The organism is Paraburkholderia atlantica, from assembly GCF_000092885.1.
In the GTDB taxonomy this organism is placed as follows: domain Bacteria; phylum Pseudomonadota; class Gammaproteobacteria; order Burkholderiales; family Burkholderiaceae; genus Paraburkholderia; species Paraburkholderia atlantica.
The window spans coordinates 436033-452361 of the sequence record NC_014120.1 but is presented as its reverse complement, the minus strand read 5'-3'; the positions used below and the strand labels follow the sequence as shown (position 1 = coordinate 452361).

Sequence of the window (16329 nt, the reverse complement as noted above, 5' to 3'; positions counted from 1 at the left end):
AGGGCTGAACATGCTTCGCTATCTTAACCGGCTTTTTTTGACGGTGCTGGTGCCGCTGTGTGTGTTCGCGTGTCCAGGGTTTGCGCTTGCAGACGAACCTACGACCCTGCCGGACGGCACCGTGGTGCCCGCGTCCAATACACCCAGTCCGTCGAGCTCGGGCGCCACGGCTGCCTCGCTGGTCAAGCCGGGAGAACTTGGGCAGGCCAATGCGAATGCGATGGCGAAGCTCAACGCGATGTTTGCGGCGGTGGTCAGTGCCGCCGCTGATGCAAGCCAGAGCATCAGCCAGGAATCGGACAAGTTCGCCAGTGGCCTTGCGGTCATCACGATCGTGCTGGCCGCGATCCGCTTCGCCGCGACGAAAGACCCCGTCATGGCGTGGGTCGCGCTGTTCGAGGAACTCGGGATGCTCGGCATTTTTGCATCGTTCTACATCGGGTACGCGACCTGGGTGCCATCGTTCTACAAGTGGTTCCAGACACTGTCGTCAGAGATTGCCGGTGGCACGAACATGGGCAGTTCGGTCAGCATCATCGGCAATGCCGCCAGCCAGCTTTTCGACTCGGTCATCAAGGCTTTCAAGGGTGCCGCATGGACCGAGTACATCTCGGTGCTGATCGGCGTCATTCCGCTCCTTCTTGCGTGGCTCGTCCTGTCGATCACGGCCGTCGTCTTCGTGTTCTACATCAACGTGGGGCAGTTGCAGTTCGCGTGCGGCGCGGTGATGGGCCAGATCGCCTTTGCGCTCGGATTCTCATCGTTTACGCGCAGCTACTTCAAGTCGTGGCTCGACTTCATGATCACCGCGGGCATGTATATGGTCGTGGCCGCCATCATGATGAAACTCGTCACGGGCAGTCTGGTCAATGCGGTCCAGCTTGCGACCACGGCGGGGTTGACCACGTCACTCTCTGCCGGCTACGTCTTCGACCTTGCGTTTTTCGTGTTCCTGGTGTCGTTCGAGATTCCAAAGATCGCCGGAATGTTCGGGGGCGGCACCGGAGCTACCGGCGGGGCGCTGGCCAAACTCGCGAAGCCGCTGCTATGACCGCGCATACGCCTATGACCGAGGACGCGCTGATCGGCGAGTATCAGCGTCGCGTGGACCTGATTGCGCAGTGTGCGAACGAAGCCAGCCAGAGCGAGCTGGAGCGCAAGTGGCTCGCCGTGCTGCGCGCCTGCGCGTCGTGGTTCTCGTCGTTGCCACTGAGCCCGGATCTGTACCGCGAACCGGGCGGCGCCTTCCGCGCCACGATTGAGACCGCGTTCTACGCCATGCGGCTGGCTGGCGGCCAGAAGTTCGGCACCAATCTGCCTTCAGAAAAGCGCCGCCGCATCGAGCCGCAGTACAACCATGCGGTGTTTCTGGCCGCCGTGTGCTCGCGGCTTGACGAACCGTACCGCCATTTCGCCATCGAGCGGGACAGCGACCGTGCGCTGTGGAATCCACCGGTTCACGGTCAGTTCGGCCCGTGGCTGGCCGGATCGCCATATCGCCTCACCCGGCGCGACACCCCGCTGCCGGTCGAGCGGATGCGTACCGGCATGCTGGCTCAGCTGCTGGTGGGCTCCGGGCTGCTCGCCGGTCTCGACGCCGAGGTGCTCGCCGAACTCTTTGGCGCGATCAATCCGAACATGCGGCCGATCGAGGCCGAATCGCTGCTGCACAAGGTCGTCCGCCAGGGCGTGAGCACGGCCGACGAGTTTGACCGCAAGGCGCAGCGTGGCGTGTTCGCGCCGGTCCAGTTCGCCGTGCCGTCGGCTGTCCACGTCGCCGCAGAGCTCGAGCCAGTGTCATCGCCGGGAGCACCGGTACCAGGTGCGAGCGCGGCAGCACCACACAATCCGCCTCCAACGTCGGCTCCTCCAGTTCCAACAGCAACGCAGGCGGCGGCTGTTGTGACACCGGCAGGCATGACCGTCGAACCGTCGACGGGCGAGATTCTGCCCGCCACGCCTGCGGATACCCCGACTGTGCCGTCGCCGGCACCAGTGTCCGCCGCGGTCGATCCGACCGCCATGCGCCCATTAGCAACGACGGCGAGTCAACCGAAGCCGTCGAACGCGTCGACCTTCGACGAGGTTCTCAAAGGCGTCCCCGGCTCCGTGCGCGAATTTTTTCAGGCACTCAGTGAAGACGTCGCCAGTGGCAAGGCGGCAGTGCAGTGGACCGAAAAGGGGCTGGTCGTGCCCAAGCGGCTGATTGGGAGCTACGGCATCGCCGCCAGCACCCTTGTTGAACACATGCGCAAGCGCAGCCTGATGGTCGCCGATGCGCCAACCGAAGTCACCCTCGCGCCGCGCGCGGGACAACTCATACTCGCGAGCCCAGCGTGACCAGCTACATCAACCATTTCAGGCCAATCTACGAAGTTCGCGCAGCGGTGTTCTGGCTGGCGGCGATCGTGCTGTTGCCCATCTCGGGCATGCCCTACGGTTGGGCGTTCGCACTGGTCGCACTTGCGTTTCTGGCGCTGCGTTCCCAGCAGATCTGGAGCGCACTGACTTTCCGCATGGCTATCTCGACCAAATGGCTAACGACGCTCGAGGTGCCAAAGCTCCTTCAGATCCAGAAGCGGATGCGCGCCGAAGCGAACTCGATGTATCTCGGCATCGGCTACGAGTGGACGCAGAAGCATTGCCAGATCGCACATGACATCCTGCGCATGCCGACGACCGATATTCCCGGTCTGCCGCGCTGGCTCAACAGGACGAAGACGGGCCGCAGGATTGAAGAAGCCATCGAGGGCATGTTCGCGCCGAAAGACAGCATCCGCGATCGAATGCCGCAGGGTTCGTCGTGGATTCACGGCATGGAGCCGAAAAAGGCGCTGGTGCCGTTTCACTACAAGGCGATGGGTGGTCACACCCTGGTCGGCGGCACGACGGGCGCAGGCAAGACCCGCACCTATGAGGTGATCTCCACCCAGGTCATTCACCTCGGCGACGTGCTCATCATCGTTGACCCGAAAAACGACGCGGAGTGGAAGCGGCGCGTCGAGAAGGAATGCCAGCGCGCAGGCCGCAAGTTCCTGTATTTCAACCAGGCCAAGCCGTCCGAGTCGATCCGGCTGAACCCGATCGAAAACTGGTCGCAGCCGTCGGAAATCCCGAGCCGGATCGCCCAGCTGATGGAGGAGGGGCCGTTCCGGGACTTCGCGTTCCTGTTCATCGACCGCGCCGTGAAGGGCGAGCTCTACATCGGCGACAAGCCGACCCTGCGCTCGATCCTCAAGTATGCGCAGTCGGGCATCACGTCGCTGCTCGAAAAGGCGCTGAAGCGCTTCTTCGTTGAACAGGGGCTCACCGACTGGGAGCAACAGGTCGCCACGGAAACGACGCGGCAGGGTCAGCGCAACAATGCCGCCTCGCTCGTCGACGGGATGATCGGGCTTTACAACGCGCAGTTTGCGTCACAGGAGCGAGGCAACGAAGCGATCGACGGGCTGATTGCCACGCACGTGCACGACCGTGAGCACTACATGCGCATCATCGCCTCGGCGCTGCCGCTGCTGCAGATGCTGGCAACGGGTGAGACGGGCCTGATGCTCGCGCCCAAGGCGGATGACTTCGACGACGAGCGTGAGATCTGGGATATCGACAAGGTCATCAAGCAGAAGGCCGTCCTGTACATGGGTCTCGATTCGCTGTCGAACAACATTGTGCAGAAAGCGATAGCGTCGATGATCCTGTCCGATGTGGCTGCCGTGTGCGGCTCGATCTACAACTTCTACGATTCGCCGCCCGAAGTGGTGCTGATCATCGACGAGATTGCAGAAGCGATCAACGAACAGGTGATCCAGATTCTCAACAAGGGACGCGGCGCTGGCTTCAAGGCGTTCGTCGCATTCCAGGCGCGAGCGGATCTGGAAGCGCGGCTCGGAAACGCCGCCAAAATGCTGCAGGTTTTGGGCAATCTGAACAACCAGATCATCCTAAGATTGGAAGACAGCGATACCGCGCAGTGGTTTTCCGACAAGGTCGGGGAGACCGCGATTCGCAACCTGACGCTCACAGGCAGTACGAGCACGGGCAGCGAAGCGCATATCGGTGAATTTACCGGGTCCGTTTCACGTTCGCTTCAACTGGAGAAGGTTCCGCTGATCCCAACCCGCCTGATTCACGGCCTGCCCAACCTGCAATACTTCATGCGCATTTCGGGTGCCGCCGTCTATCAGGGCCGTATTCCCATCCTTCAAGGCTGAAAACCTACGCATGTCTGCCGTATTCAAAAAAATCATCCGCGAACACAAGCTGTCCTCCCGTCTGATCCCCGTCTTTACGGTGGCGCCGGAACTTGAACTCGCCTGCGCCCGCGTGGCCGATTTCATCGGGGAGAAGTTCATGGGCGAGAGTGAGCCGCTCGTCAAGGAGATGCTGGACTGCGGGCTCGCCGCCTACAAGCGCACCCGCAAGACGGGCGACCCGCACATCGCATTCATGCAGGGGTTATTTTCCCGCGCGCACCTGCTGTATGCGCGCCGCTACGTGGCGATCGACGGCGATCGCTATCACGTCTGGCCGCCGATGTTCGAACCGGTGACCACGTTCGAGGCACGCTATGGCAAGCTTGAAACCGGCATGTTCGACGAGCGTTGCCCCGAATCGGTCACGCAGCGCTCGGCCGCCTTCCAGCTGGCCGCGCGCGCGCTGACGGGCGAAAACTTCCGACTCTATTTCGAGGACTACGATGTCGCTCACGCCTTTTCTGATAGCGAAGCTATCGAGGGTTGAACCGGACGTCGTGCGCCGTGCGATGTCGACGGCCAGCGCGATCGACGAGATCGAAGGCGGGCGACCGGCCGAGTTCTCGCGCGGTCCGAACGCGATGGCTTTCGCACTGGCGCTCTTTGTGGCGCGGCGGCCGGTGCATTTCTATCTTGGCCTCGCGGGGCTCGTTGGCTTTCCGGTCTATCTTCTGGTGCGGATCGGGTCATTCCTGATCGGGTGGGTGCACATCCATGGCCAGTAGCCGCTTCGTCTCCCACGTCAAGTGGTGGTTCTTCTTCGTGCCGTTGCTTGCCGTGTTCATCATGCCGGCCATTCCTGAGCCGTCGCTGTTCTCGGTGCCGGCCGAGGAAGCGGAATCGGTCGCAGCAATCCTCGGTGTGGAGAGGGCCGACGAAGTGGTCGAGAAGACCAACGAACGGTTCAAGGCGTGGTTCGTGCAAACGGGTCTGGTCCGCGCAACCATCGACGCGACGGGAGGCGGCGATATTGGCGATGGGGGAGTGTCCGAGTTCGCCCACACCTGGGTCCACAACTTCTGGCGCGAGCTGTATCGGGTCGTGTACCGCGCGAGCGTCATGAAGCTCTGGATTTTCGGCACGCTGATCTTCTGCGTCGCGGCATTCTTCGACGGCGCGATGCGTCGCAAGATCAAGGCATCAGCGGCGGGCTTCGCCAGTCCACTGTCGTTTCACCTGGCAGGCCACGGCATCCTGCTGGTGTTCGGTGTTGCCTTTGCGGTCCTCGTCGCCCCGATTCCGGTGCTCGCGCCGTGCTGGATCGCTATCGCCGCGGTGCTCGGTGCGCTTCTGTGGCACGCGGCGTCGTCCTACCAGTGATCGGCTAGCCCGAAAGCTATATGGAAGACCGCATCTTTTCAGGTTAAGGCCGTCAGCCGGCTGACGGCACCCTGATTGTCCGTTTCATCTGGAGGGGCAGAGATTTTTCAGTGCCCCATACAGCCACGGTTCCTTGACCCGACCCCAGCTAGCCCCGTCAAACCGCTGTCTGGCTACCACCTCGCCCGATTCATCGAGCAACGTCGTTTCCGTGCGAATGACTGTCAGACGCTCGCAATTCACGATCTGTTGAGAGACCGCCTGACTGAAGAAGACCTGTTGCTGATATGTAGGCGGTAGCCGGGTGTTGACCGGGTTAGGAAAGGTTTCCTTCTCCAGGAAGCTTGTGAGCCCGTCCTCATGACGTATTGAATCGAAATCAATGTAGACGCGATGAGGCCTGTCGATCTGCTGAACCCAGTTCTCAGCATGGGCGGCGCCGGCACTGAAAAGCAGGCACAAACTAACGACTGTTCTTTTCATCATCTCGCTCTTTCCCCGTCCTCAAATTCCCCAGGTCAAAACACGTCATAGTTTACTCGACGGTGGATTGACGTTGAAATCGCTGGCGACTTCAGGCGCTCGCAGCCGGTTCCCGAGACCAGCGGTATTGATGGGCTCGCGGCTGCGAGCATGGACGGGTGAGTGGCACTCTGCCCGGGTACGATCATCAACTGGTCGGAAAGATGCTTCAAATCACACATGTTTTGACGGCCCGGGCGGCATGAGGCTCGCAACAATAGGGACATGCCGCGCGCGTGCGCGTGCACCTTTCCAAAGGACACCCTACATGAGCACCATCTCCGAAGAGACGAATACCGAAGCCCTGAGCCAGCCGTCGGCGACCGACATTCCCGCAGCAGCGGACGGCCCGGCTACCGGTGCTGATGTCGCAAGTGCATCGGCGGCAGACCAGAATGCGACGACGGATGGCGCGGACGGCGGCGAGGTCGAACTCGAGCTGCAACAGATGGAAGACGCGGCAAACACCCTTCAGAAGGAAGGGATGATCAGCGAGTCCGAAGCCGAGGAAAAGCGTGAGCAGGTCGCCCGTGCGCGCAAGCTGTTCCGCGAGCTGTCTCCGGCCGAGCGCGCAGCGATCGTGCGACGCCGCCGGGAAATCGGCCGTGAACTGATGGCGCGCCAGCTTTCCGGCGCGGCAGTAGTGACCGCGACAGTGCGGCTGAATCACACCCGCCTGAAGCCGCTGTTCGAACAGTGGTGGCCGTACCTGAACCGCATGAGCATCAACATGCAGCGCTTTGGCCGCTCGACGTTTGGCGCTGAGGATCAGGGCACGGTCACTTCCTGGCTCGAGAAGCAGGTTGCCGAACTCGAAGCGTATGTCGATGAACAGCTTGGCGTGGCCAAGGACTTCCGCGAGAAGACCGAGCAGAAACTGCGCGACCAGGGCGACATCGTGTTCGCGCCGACGGTGACGAAGCCGTCGCTCGCCATCGAGGTCGAGGCGTATTCGCGTTTCTCGATGCGTCTGCTGTCGCTGCTGATGAAGTTCGACAAGGTGATGGACAACTTCGACTTTCTCGTCTGGAACGGCATTCGCGACCAGTCGGACGTCGACGAGGAAACGGCGCGCTTTCTACGCAAATTCCATCCGGTTGGCGTGCGTGGGTACATGACCCACCTGCGCCTGATGACGACGGTGCGCGGCCGCTAGGCGCGACGCAATCATGCTTGACGGCCTGAATCCCCAGCAGCGCGAGGTTGCCGAGCACCGCCGGCACTGCGTCGCGATCGCGTGTCCGGGCGCGGGCAAGACGAAGACGATTGCCGCCAAGGCCGCGCTCCTCCTGACGCAGCCTGGCGCGATCGTCGGTGCCGTCACGTTCAGCAAGGACGCTGCGGTGGAACTGCGCGATCGCATCCTGGCGCTCTCGGGCGCCCAGGCAAAGAATCGGCTCATCGCCGGCACCTTCCACTCGCTGGCGTTCCGGCAGTTGGGCCAGCCCGGCGGAAAACGGCGGGACATTGCATCCGATGGCGATCGCATGGGCCTGATTGCCCGTGTCATCGCCGAACTCGGCCTCGAATGGAAGCCAGAAGAAGTCGTGCCCGTGATCGAGCGGATCAAGACCAACTTTGGTCGCGTCGAAGCGGGCACCGCCGATGCGCAACTCTATGAGGCCTATCAGGCAGCGCTTGAGCGCAACGGCAAGATCGACTTCCAGGACATGCTGCGCCTCGCGGTTGCAGGCATGGAGGCGGGCGATATCACACCGTATCGCTTCACGGATCTGCTCGTTGACGAGTTTCAGGACACGGACCCGTTGCAGTACCGGTGGGTCGAGCTTCATGCGAAGGCGGGCGCACAGGTGACCGTCGTGGGCGATGATGACCAGAGCATCTATGGCTTCCGTGCCGCGCTTGGCTTTCGCGGGATGGAGAGCTTCGCCGCGTCCTTCAATGCGCAACGGGTCGTCTTGGGCAGCAATTACCGGTGCCGCAGCGAAATCCTCTCGGCCGCCGACCGGGTCATCCGCAATAACGCCGATCGCATTCCAAAGGTGCTGCAGGCTGAACGCGGCGCCGGCGGCTCGGTTGCGACGAAGCGCTCCGACGACGAATATGCAGACGCCGTTGCCGCGGTCGAATTGCTGCAACCGCTGCTCGCGTCTGGCAAGTCGTGCGCCATTCTTGCACGCACGAACCGTATCCTTGATCCGATCGAGGCGGTTTGCCGCTCGCACGGCGTTCCCTATTTCCGCGCCTCCGGCAGCTCGGTACTGAACCGGCCACAGGGGGCGCTCATGTGCAACCTGCTCGAAATCGTCGAAGGCCGCAAGCAGAACGGGCTTGATGCGGTCCTGGGCTACATGGGGATGAATTCTGCCCATCTGGGCTCACTGCACCGCGACATGGGCTCGGCGCTTGTACAACGTCAGAAAAAGGATCTGATCGCGCTAGGTCTGCCTGAGGACACGGCCACTGCCTACCGCGCGTTCATGAAGCGCCTGGGCGAATGGCAACTGATGTGTGAGCGCCAGTTCTATTCGCTCGCGCTCGATGGCGTGCTGGAACTGATGATGACCTATGCGAAGGCCGATCCGGCGATTCGCGCAATCCAGGGCACCTATGATGTGCTGTCGCGGCTGAACGGCACGTTCGCCGAGCGGATCGAATATCTCAAACGGGACAACAACAAGCCCGCAGACGGCGCGCTCGTGCTGACCACGATGCACAGTTCGAAAGGGCTGGAGTGGGACCACGTCTGGATCACGCGCGCCGAAGAGGGTGTCGTACCGGACGAGAAAAGCACCGAATCGGAGGAGCGACGTCTGTTCTACGTCGCGATGACGCGCGCGCGTGACAGTCTTGTCATCGCCACGATCAGGAAAAATCCCGTGTCGCGATTCGTCATCGAATCGGAAGCACGCTGATCAATATCTGGAGTTTCCATGCTCGATCGACTGCTCCACATCGTGCCAGCGGTTGCGCCGCATCGACACCGGGCATCGGCCTTTGAGTTCGACAGGGCAAGTCTCGATGCCCTCTGCTACTCGTACAACGACGGCGACTTCTCCTACCTCGCCGTCGGACGCGATGACTGGGCGCCGCTCGCCGTCGCAGGTTTTTCGCTCGTGAGCCAGCCGCAATGCCGTACATGGCTGAACGAGAACCTGCGCTCACGAGTCTGGGTCGGAACGGACGCGCTGGAATCCTGGCACGCGGAGAACAGGCCAGTGTTCGCAAAGGTTGGCGCGCGACCCGACCGGCAGTTCGTGTCGCCGATGAATCTGGCGATGGCGACGGACATCAGGGAGATGGATCAGGTTCCGTTCCTGGAGGCCAGCGAGATTGCGGAACTGTTCGCGTTGGCGTGGCAGCGTGCCCGTGTCGCGTCGCCGTTCTTCTTTCTGGCCAATTCGGCGCAGTATGCCGCGTTGCTGGATCACCACGCACTTCGCTTCGCCTCTGAGGCGAACGAGCACGCACTCGAAAGAGCCATCGACTGGCTCGCGACCTGGTTTGAGGCACGCGGCCTGGCGGTTGACCGGAAGCGGTTGCTCATCAACCTGCCGGGCTATCGTGCGCTTTTCCATAGGGCTCCTGCACCGCTATGACGTGGACGCGGACGTGGTCCGGCGCACATGCAAAAAATAGGGCGCTTCCGTGACGGGAGCGCCCTTTGTTCTATCGTGGCCCGGTAATTACAGGTCCGCGTGGTGAAGCTTCAGCACAAGGCGATAATGGGCGTCGCCGAGCGGCACGTCCACGCTCTGGCCATCAGCCACGTCGAGCGTGACGTTGGTGGCTTCGAGGCCCTTCACGTCTACAACTTCAGAATGGCAGTCAGCCGTTCCGACGTCGCGCTTACCGACGAATTCCGTATCCTGTGCCGTGACCGACAGGCGCACCCTGTTCGCGTCAACATCGACGGGCTTCACCACCAGAGAGAGGCCGACGAAACGGCTTTCGCTCTGCAGGCGCATCGTTGCGCCTTCCACATGGCATGTCCCGAATCCGACGTGGGTACCGCTTGAATACACGAAAGGATTTTGCCCGAACTCGTGGGCGATGATCGAGGTCCCGGCCGAAACCAGGTGACCGTCCTTATAGAACGAGACGTCGACCTGTTGCGCCGGCGACGCGGCCGATGCGTTCGCGATGGCAGAAGCGCAAATCGCGATTGCGCCGAGGGTCTTCGAAATGCTGTTCAAGGTGGATGCTCCCTGTGAATTAGTGGGTGGTCGATTCTGCTTTGGATGATTACTGGTCAGACCGCCGCCGCAGTCCGCGAGAGCTGCTGGACGTTGCTCGCCGCGTTTTCGATGGTCAGATCGCTCTTGCGCCTGATCTGTCCTTCGAGCGATGCATGCTGGCCGAGCCGGATGGTGCCGTAATAGAACACGTTGCCTTTGACGCGGCCGTTAATCTCGAGAATGCCGCGGGCGTGCACGTCGCCCTCGACCGTGCCGTCAATCCGGACGTGCTCCCCCTGAACCTGCCCCTTGACCATGCCGCCCTGACCGACATGCAGGAGGCCGGTGTTGGAAACCACGTCGCCATCGACGATGCCGAAAAGGCTCAGGCCGTGATCGAGAATCACGCTGCCGTGCACGGACAGGCCTGCACAAAGCAGGGTGACATTGGGACCTGTTGATTTCATGGGGTGGCTCCTAGAACAGTTGAACGTCGCCGGATTTCGCGGCGGGCACTTTCGACGATGCAGGCGTTGTGGTCGATGGCGCGGCGGGCTCATCGTTCGCCGCCGACGGATGACGCGTAATGTGATGCAAAGGGCGTAAGGCTGACTTAGCTGATGCATGCGACTGCTCTGCCGGGACGGCCGCCGCCGTTGTGGTCGGTGTTGCAGTTGTGGGAGCCGGCGTGGAAGCGCTCTGCGTCGCTGTAGGTGCGGGCATCGGCGCCGCAACCTGCGCTGCGGCCGCTGGCTGGACTGTCTGTAAAGGGGCTGCCGCGCGGTGCGCATGGATCGCAGAGGCCGCTGCGCGCTGTTCCGGATTGGTGGATTCGGTTGAGGTGCGAGGCGCCATCCCTGGGGCCGCGACCGGCGTCGCGAACGAACGCGCGTCGACGCTCGCGAGGCCGGACGGTCCGGTCGCCTTCTGCACTTCGAAGTCACTCGCGGTCAGCGGCTTCGCGGGCGCCGCATTGATCGGCAACGTGCCATCATCCACCGATCGCGAGGCGGTGGGAAGCTGAGCAGATGCGGGAGCCACAGAGCTCGGTGCCGGGTGAAAATTCTCGCGCGTCGCGTGCCACACGCGCGCTGCGCTCATCCCCCCCAGACCAGCAAGCGCGGCAACGGCCACTGCGATCAGGGCAGGGCGTCTTGCCGTGCGCAGCGCCGCGGTTAGTGCGGCACCGTGCGAGCGTAGCGATTTGCCGCCTTCGGGTGCCGGTAGCGCCGGCATCGCGGCGGTGTGGCGGGTGATGTCGATGACGACGGGTTGCCCCGAATACTGGGCGTGCAGTGCCTGAATTTGCCGTAGATCCATATGTTCCTCACAGGGTGACAGGTCGAGCGTACCCATGCGGCCACGAAGTCAAGTGGGCCGCGATCTGAAGTAGGCGTGAGAGGTCGAAGCAGTCAGCTTTCGCGGCGCTGGCCGTCGAAGTCGTACTGGTCGTTGTCGGGCATGCACACCTGAACGATGTGTTTGAGCCGGCGCTCCGCATTCGCGAGAATGTTTGCGCGATCCTGGTCCGTGATCTTTCGCTCGATCATCCGCTCGGTGGATCGCACAAAGATCCGGTCATACTGCGTCAGGCATCGCACCAGCAGACCAGCGAGCGGACGCGTGACAGTCAGTTCGATCAGTTCGTGCGGCATTTCGAGCCGGCGCGCTTCGTGGCGGGCCAGCCATTCATCGGTCTTGCCGAGCCAGTTCGAGGTGTCGCGCAACGCCTTCTCCAGAGCCTTGACCTTGCCTCCGCGCGCGACGGCAATCTTCGACGCGCAGAAGTTGTAGTCGGACCTGATGTAGTTGCGGGCGAACTGCGAGCTGTACCGAAGCACCGTTTTCGCATCGGTCTCCGGATTGATCCGCTCAATGCGGCCGTCGCTCGTCAGGCGTTCGATGGGCTTCAGGCCGCTACCGGATGCTGACGGGGGTGCCTCGGAAGCAGGTGTGGCAACACTGAGCGCTGGACGACCGGTGTTGCCTTCCGGCTGCCGGTCGGGCTCGGGGGAAAGTTCAAGGACTGCGGCCATGGTCTATTCGGATGTGGTCTCTCTCACCGTCCATTGTCAACGCGAGTCCTCTGACGAATTCAGGCAAAAGCTATGCCGTTTTCGTGATCTTTCGGGGGATTTGAGGCAGGGTTTTGCGCAATACTGACTCTACTTCTCGCGTCCCTGACGCATCGACACTGACCCGGCTAGCCCGGAGTCCATCTTCTGTCCAAGTCGTGCCCTCGCGCATGCTCCGACCAGCCGGCAACTGGTGTGGAATCTTCTGCTGATGAGCGCCTAGCCCGCGCTCCCCATTCATTCAGTCATAAAACTCGTCGCCGGTCGCAGTCATTTGCGCCGCGACATCGTTCGGACCCGGATCATTCGGGTGTTCTCTCTCCAGAGCCCGTCTGGGTAGAACGATCGTAGTGGACTGATCCGTGATCCTGCGGCGGAATGAATTTTCCGAAAATGGGCTGTTGCGCAGCGTGACCATGCTGCGCGGGAACGACCTAACGTTCCCGACTGTGAGCCTCACGGCTCCCTGAGCGCCACGACCCCAGAAGGGTTGTGGCGCTTGGGTCATTTCATCCGAATCCCGAAGCGCGCTCCTCTGACCGAGGAACGCGCTTTTTTTTCGTCCTTTAGTTCCTGTCCCGTACGGAGGTCTTCCATGCTTCCCGACCGTCTTGACCAGCGCATTGCCCAGGCGATCAGCGACACGATCGCCCAGGAACGCGCATCTGCAGATACCGCGTCGCCAGCATGGCGCACGCGGTGCGAGGTAGCACGGTTCGCGACGTTCAGCGATCCCGAGCGCCGCGTTTTTCTTTCACATGTTGCTGAACGCCGCGGCGAGGCGGCGGCGCACGAACTGGAGCAGTCGGCCAGCGAGTTGCGCACCACAGCGATCTTTTTCCTTGCGAGAAAACCCTCATGAATGCAGTTCCCAGCATGCTCAACGGCCCTGTGCGCAGTGTCGTTGAAGAACGGGCCTTGCGCCCGCCGGTGATCGGACACATCCGGCCCGGCATCAAGGTGCTCACATCGAAAGCCCGAGCCAACAGTCGCGCCGTTGACATCTACAACGACATGGTTGCGGCGGGTGATTCGTTCGACACGATCGGCAAGGTGATCGAATCGAAGTGCAACCTGAAAAACGCACTCGCGCCCAAAAACACACCGTATTTCACGTGTCGCCGCTCGGACTTCACCAATCCCGACGTCGCCGACGAAATCCTCAGGCTGTATGGCGAGGATCGTGGCGAGGGTCTCAGGCTCTATCGCTTTCCAGTGCTGTTCGCGTTCAACGACTGGATGCAGAACCTGCCCAACCAGATGGCCGTGTACGGCGCCAATGGTCGAAAGTTTTTCTCGCAGTACGAACGCGATGGCATCCGCTATTGCATGACGTACGCGAAGATGGAGCGCGATCAGCGGGCGCAACGCGCGGTTCGCCACTTCGGCGGCCGCACCGTGATCCGGCGGCAGGATGAAGCGATTCCTGATGGCATCTGTGACCCCGAACAGTGTCCGCAGTATCAGGCGCGACATTGCAACCTGTCAGCGAGTTTCATCTTCGCTGTGCCGGACATCAAGGGGCTGGGCCTCATCGAGTTGCCGACGAATTCGATCTACGTGCTTCAGAAGGCTTATTCGGCCATGCAGACCGTGCAGCTTGCCAGAGGCAAACTGACCGGGACGCGTTTCTGGATCACGAAGCGCGAGTTCGACATCACGCGCATCAACGAAAACGGCGAAGCGGTTCGGGCAAAGCAGCTGCTCACCGTTCTCGACGCCGACATCGACATCGGTGCGCTGCTCGACGGCGCCGATGATGCGGTGCCGGCAATCGAAGCGGCTGGCCAGGCTGTCGCACTGCTCGAGGCCGGTGGCAACGTTGTTCCCCTTGGCGGTGGCTTTCCAGTCGCCGTTGCTGATGAGGGAACACGCGGTGAGAGCTCTGTCGACCACAGCGACCCGATGGCAGACCAACAGGCATCCGGGCAGCAACAGCCGGTACAGGTTGCAAGGGGTGCCGAACCGGGTCATGCATCGAACCCGCCGTCATCGCAAACTGACGCCAGCGCGGACGATGCAGTCGAAACGCTCGCCGACAAGCTGGACCGTATGTCGGACCTGCTGAAGCGTCTCGGGTTAAGCGCGGAAAACCGGAAGGAAGATTTCCGGGTCTTTGCGCACACCACCTATGGACGTGGATGGGTCGAGCGGCCGCAGGATGTCGACAGCATGAACGAGCGTCTGGAGAAGGCACTGACTGATCGCGCAGCCCTCGATCGCGAGATCGCGGCGACCAGGCAGACGACGTTCTTCGACTGACCGGTTTCGTCCCTTTCGACAACCTTCCGCCAGCCCTTCGGGGCTGGCTCTCTCCATACCCCTGCGTCCATCCGGGCGCGCATTCCAATATTGGCTGCCGTATGGCGGCCTTTTTTATTTCTGGAGGCGAAAGTGAGATTCGCACATTTTTCTGACCTGCATTACGCGCCCGACAGTCTGGCTGAGTCCGACCGTTGTTTCAGTTTTGCTGTTGGCAACGCGATCGACAGCGGCGCGCAGCTTGGCGTGATTTCCGGCGACTCGACCGATCACCGGCTCGATGCGCATGCGCCGTCGTTGCACGCGCTCGCGACCCAGATTCACCGGCTAGCCAACGCGATGCCAGTGCTGATGTTGCAGGGCACGTTCTCGCACGAGCCTCCAGGCACCCTCGATAACTTCGCCCTCATGGGCGGCGTTCATCAGATCCACGTTGCGGATCGCGTGTGTCAGGTCGCGCTCGTCGATGGGCGGTTCTGGGCATCGAACGGACCGGTCTTCTCGGATGACGAATTGCGCCAGTTCATCGGCGTCATGCCCGAAGTGGTGTTCACCTGCCTGCCCACGGTCAACAAAGGCCAACTGGCTGCGAGCGTTGGCGCGCTCGACGCCGGTACGGGACTGGGCGATGTGCTCGCCGCATATCTGGCGGCGGCGGGCCGGGTGAACAGGCAGCTTCGCGCAGCGGGAATTCGCACGGTGGGTGTCTCGCACGGTACGGTCAACGGCTGCACGACCGAGCACGGCGTGACGATGGCGGGCTTCGATCATGAGTTCTCGCTCACGGCGTTGTTCGAAGCCGAATGCGATGGCTTCATGCTGGGCCATATTCACAAGGAGCAGCAGTGGGAGCGCGACGGCAGGCTGGTCGCATATCCGGGTTCGATTGGCCGGTTTCACTACGGTGAAGAGGGCGAGAAGGGCTACCTGTCGTGGGACGTTGAGCCGGGCAGCGCGTCAGCAACGCTCGTCGCAACGCCTTCGCGACAGATGATCTGCATTGACTTCGACGGGCCACCGGACATGGCAAAGCTTCGGGAGCTCGCTGCGGACGCGGCCGACAAGTTCGCGCGTGTGCGCTGGCAGATCGACGAAGAACATCGTCAGGTAGTCGATCGGGAAGCGATCAAGGCGCTGTTTTCTGGCGCCGCGGGTCTGAAGGTCGAGTCGCGCGTACTGCCGGTGGTTCGCAGCCGCGCCCAGGGCATCAGTCTGGAAACGACCGTCGAGGGGAAACTCGCGCGCTGGTGCGAACTTTCCAGCGTTGACGCCAGCCCGCTTCAGGACCGGTTGCAGCTGCTCGCCTCTGGCGATGTGGAAGCGATCGCGGCCGGTGTGCTCGCCAGTCTCGCTTCCAGGCCTGGATTGCAGCCCGAATCGCAGCCTGAATCGCCGCCTGAAATGCCGGCGCTCGCCACGGTGCTCACGCACCCCGCCGCATTTGTGGAGACGGCGGACGAAGTCACGGCCGCACCGGTCGGGACTGACACGAAGGCGACCGTTACACCCGCGGCGCTCGACTGGCTCAACGACGATCTGTTTGCGGCCTAGCCGCCATGGTGAGAGTGGCCCGTATGGCACTCTCGCGCGGAACACAGCTGTGTTCCGGAAGCCCGCCCGCTACGACAGGACCGCGGGCTTCCGGAACAAGGTTCACCCGCGTCCCTGACGCATCGATCGCAGTCTGCTGCATCCAATTTTTCTATAACCCTGGCGGGGATTCATCCCCTCAGGGATGCACTCCGCCCATCTTCTGTGGAG

General features: G+C 62.1%; 17 protein-coding genes. 12 read left to right on the top strand and 5 right to left on the bottom strand.

All coding sequences use genetic code 11. The annotated features are described in order from the left end of the window. The first annotated feature begins 10 nt into the window (after nt 1–10). Genes BC1002_RS35340 through BC1002_RS35315 form a run of 6 tightly spaced genes read left to right on the top strand, consistent with a single transcriptional unit; the run spans nt 11 to nt 5570 of the window. Nucleotides 11–1051, top strand: coding sequence for a type IV secretion system protein (locus tag BC1002_RS35340; protein WP_238538107.1), 1041 nt, complete (start codon nt 11–13; stop codon nt 1049–1051). After that, on the top strand, nt 1048–2340 hold the full coding sequence (locus BC1002_RS35335; protein WP_013094732.1) for a TraI domain-containing protein: 1293 nt from the start codon (nt 1048–1050) through the stop codon (nt 2338–2340). The genes BC1002_RS35340 and BC1002_RS35335 overlap by 4 nt, the downstream gene beginning before the upstream one ends. Continuing rightward, nucleotides 2337–4208 (top strand): conjugative transfer system coupling protein TraD, encoded by a 1872-nt coding sequence (gene traD / locus BC1002_RS35330; protein ID WP_013094731.1) that lies wholly within the window; start codon nt 2337–2339, stop codon nt 4206–4208. The genes BC1002_RS35335 and traD overlap by 4 nt, the downstream gene beginning before the upstream one ends. A 10-nt stretch (nt 4209–4218) precedes the next feature. Then, nucleotides 4219–4737: a hypothetical protein gene (locus tag BC1002_RS35325; protein WP_013094730.1), complete on the top strand. Its 519-nt coding sequence runs from the start codon at nt 4219–4221 to the stop codon at nt 4735–4737. Between the two features lie 22 nt (nt 4738–4759). Next, on the top strand, nt 4760–4975 hold the full coding sequence (locus BC1002_RS35320) for a hypothetical protein (RefSeq protein ID WP_157874897.1): 216 nt from the start codon (nt 4760–4762) through the stop codon (nt 4973–4975). After that, nucleotides 4965–5570 carry an IncC plasmid conjugative DNA transfer DtrJ family protein gene (locus tag BC1002_RS35315; protein ID WP_013094728.1) on the top strand — a complete coding sequence of 202 codons (606 nt, stop codon included), beginning with the start codon at nt 4965–4967 and terminating at the stop codon, nt 5568–5570. The genes BC1002_RS35320 and BC1002_RS35315 overlap by 11 nt, the downstream gene beginning before the upstream one ends. Nucleotides 5571–5654: 84 nt before the next feature. On the opposite strand, the gene BC1002_RS35310 is transcribed toward BC1002_RS35315, so the two are convergent. Continuing rightward, a complete protein-coding gene (locus tag BC1002_RS35310) occupies nt 5655–6056 on the bottom strand; it encodes a hypothetical protein (protein ID WP_013094727.1) in 402 nt (133 codons plus the stop codon). 304 nt (nt 6057–6360) lie between these two features. On the opposite strand from BC1002_RS35310, the gene BC1002_RS35305 reads away from it, so the two are divergent. Genes BC1002_RS35305 through BC1002_RS35295 form a run of 3 tightly spaced genes read left to right on the top strand, consistent with a single transcriptional unit; the run spans nt 6361 to nt 9652 of the window. Then, nucleotides 6361–7248: a hypothetical protein gene (locus BC1002_RS35305; RefSeq protein WP_013094726.1), complete on the top strand. Its 888-nt coding sequence runs from the start codon at nt 6361–6363 to the stop codon at nt 7246–7248. Between the two features lie 13 nt (nt 7249–7261). Continuing rightward, nucleotides 7262–8968: an ATP-dependent helicase gene (locus BC1002_RS35300; RefSeq protein ID WP_013094725.1), complete on the top strand. Its 1707-nt coding sequence runs from the start codon at nt 7262–7264 to the stop codon at nt 8966–8968. Nucleotides 8969–8986: 18 nt separating this feature from the next. Then, complete coding sequence (locus BC1002_RS35295; protein ID WP_013094724.1) at nt 8987–9652, top strand: hypothetical protein; 666 nt, start codon at nt 8987–8989, stop codon at nt 9650–9652. An 87-nt stretch (nt 9653–9739) separates the two neighbouring features. On the opposite strand, the gene BC1002_RS35290 is transcribed toward BC1002_RS35295, so the two are convergent. Genes BC1002_RS35290 through BC1002_RS35275 form a run of 4 tightly spaced genes read right to left on the bottom strand, consistent with a single transcriptional unit; the run spans nt 9740 to nt 12267 of the window. Next, nucleotides 9740–10249, bottom strand: a complete 510-nt coding sequence (locus BC1002_RS35290; RefSeq protein ID WP_013094723.1) for a hypothetical protein — start codon at nt 10247–10249, stop codon at nt 9740–9742. A gap of 56 nt (nt 10250–10305) precedes the next feature. Beyond that, nucleotides 10306–10698 (bottom strand): bactofilin family protein, encoded by a 393-nt coding sequence (locus BC1002_RS35285; RefSeq protein ID WP_013094722.1) that lies wholly within the window; start codon nt 10696–10698, stop codon nt 10306–10308. A gap of 10 nt (nt 10699–10708) precedes the next feature. Beyond that, the gene (locus BC1002_RS37420; RefSeq protein ID WP_238538106.1) at nt 10709–11587 is read right to left on the bottom strand and encodes a hypothetical protein; all 879 of its coding nucleotides are present in this window, start codon (nt 11585–11587) and stop codon (nt 10709–10711) included. A gap of 56 nt (nt 11588–11643) precedes the next feature. Further along, nucleotides 11644–12267: a hypothetical protein gene (locus tag BC1002_RS35275; protein WP_013094720.1), complete on the bottom strand. Its 624-nt coding sequence runs from the start codon at nt 12265–12267 to the stop codon at nt 11644–11646. Nucleotides 12268–12901: 634 nt separating this feature from the next. Here BC1002_RS35275 and BC1002_RS35270 point away from each other — a divergent pair. The 3 genes from BC1002_RS35270 (at nt 12902) to BC1002_RS35260 (ending at nt 16119) form a co-directional block, all read left to right on the top strand. After that, entirely contained in the window at nt 12902–13168 is a 267-nt protein-coding gene (locus tag BC1002_RS35270; RefSeq protein WP_013094719.1) for a DUF7696 family protein, read from the top strand. Beyond that, nucleotides 13165–14568, top strand: coding sequence for a recombination directionality factor (locus BC1002_RS35265; RefSeq protein WP_013094718.1), 1404 nt, complete (start codon nt 13165–13167; stop codon nt 14566–14568). The genes BC1002_RS35270 and BC1002_RS35265 overlap by 4 nt, the downstream gene beginning before the upstream one ends. A gap of 132 nt (nt 14569–14700) precedes the next feature. Further along, a complete protein-coding gene (locus BC1002_RS35260) occupies nt 14701–16119 on the top strand; it encodes a metallophosphoesterase family protein (RefSeq protein WP_013094717.1) in 1419 nt (472 codons plus the stop codon). Nucleotides 16120–16329 lie beyond the last annotated feature (210 nt).